Raw genomic sequence first — 1,306 nt, 5'->3', positions numbered from 1 at the left:
GACGCTCTGGAGGGCCGTTGCCACGCAGCCATGCGCGGACCCTGCCACCGCTTCACCGTGCTTGCGATAAGGCGCAAGCCAGGGCTGCGCCCAATCAACCGCCGGCAGGATCAAAGCGCGGGCGCGCCCGTCCAGCGGATGCGGTCAGGGTGCTGCATCACCGCGAACTCCGCCGTGAGCTTGTCGAAGAGCTTGAGCGAACTGCCGTGCTTGCCAAGCAGGCCGGCGGTACGCAGGGCCTTTGCCACGTCGTTGAGCGGCACCTCGTTGCCGCTGCGCAAGGCCGGCGCGGCCTGCAGGATGAATTCGGCCGCTTCCGAGGTTTGCTGTTGCTGCGGCGGTGGCGGCGCGGCCTTGGCAGCCTTCGCCGTCTTGCGCGCCGGTGTCTTGGCCGCGGCCTTCTTGGCAGCAGGCACTGCCTTGGCCCGCGCGGTCTTCGCGGGCGCCGACTTGGCCGCAGCCGACTTCTTCGCCGGCGCAGTGCGCACCGCAGGCTTCGTGCTTGCGTGGTGCGCGAGATCCATGAAGGCGTCGTACACGCCAACCGTCTCTTCGCCCGTCTTGCCCTGCTGGCCGATACCGCAGACGCGGCAGCCCTTTTCGCGCAGGCGGATCACGAGGGGTGCGAAGTCGGAGTCGGAAGACACCAGCACGACCACATCAGGCCGCTCGTTGATGGCGAGGTCGATCGCATCGACCGAGAGCGCGATATCGGTGCTGTTCTTGCCGGCCGACAGGTTCACCATCGGCCGCACCGACAGCCGCTTGAACATCGCCTGCCGGTTCACCGCCATCTCGGCGTTGCAGTACGCACGGCGCACGTGAATGGCGCCGTATTCGTCCATCGTGCGCTGCACGGCCTGTTCGATCACATCGGCCGAAACGTTGTCGGCGTCGATCAGCAGCATCACGCGCAGCGTCGGTGTCATGAGAGCTTCCAGTTGATCGTCTCACCGCCGCGCAAAGGCTTGAGCGTGGCATCGCCGTAGGGCACGGTCTCGGGCACGGTCCAGCTTTCGCGCTTGAGCGTGATGGTGTCCGTGTGGCGCGGCAGTTCGTAGAAATCAGGGCCGTGGAAGCTTGCGAAGCCTTCGAGCTTGTCGAGCGCGTTCACGCTGTCGAAGGCCTCGGCGTACAGCTCGATGGCCGTGAGCGCGGTGTAGCAGCCGGCACAACCCAGCGCATGTTCCTTCAGGTGCGCCGGGTGCGGCGCGCTGTCGGTGCCCAGGAAGAAGTGGTCGCTGCCGCTGGTGGCTGCTTCGACCAGCGCCACGCGGTGCGTCTCGCGCTTGAGCACGGGCAGGCA

The 1,306-nt window shown here is 67.0% G+C and carries 2 protein-coding genes; both read right to left on the bottom strand.

What is annotated here, in order from left to right; all coding sequences use genetic code 11:
* Positions 1-110 precede the first annotated feature (110 nt).
* On the bottom strand, positions 111-929 hold the full coding sequence (locus ACSFA3_RS23790; RefSeq protein ID WP_435473007.1) for an NYN domain-containing protein: 819 nt from the start codon (positions 927-929) through the stop codon (positions 111-113).
* A partial coding sequence (locus tag ACSFA3_RS23785) for a dihydroorotase (protein ID WP_475544579.1) occupies positions 926-1,306 on the bottom strand: 381 nt, incomplete at its 5' end. The genes ACSFA3_RS23790 and ACSFA3_RS23785, both read right to left, overlap by 4 nt.

Source organism: Variovorax glucosi (assembly GCF_051216695.1).
Classification (GTDB): domain Bacteria; phylum Pseudomonadota; class Gammaproteobacteria; order Burkholderiales; family Burkholderiaceae_C; genus Variovorax.
This window is presented reverse-complemented; position numbering and strand designations above follow the sequence as displayed.

What these genes read in the sequence shown, in the direction of transcription:
- ACSFA3_RS23790 (WP_435473007.1), bottom strand. Translation starts at nt 929, where the DNA reads ATGACACCGACGCTGCGCGTGATGCTGCTGATCGACGCCGACAACGTT.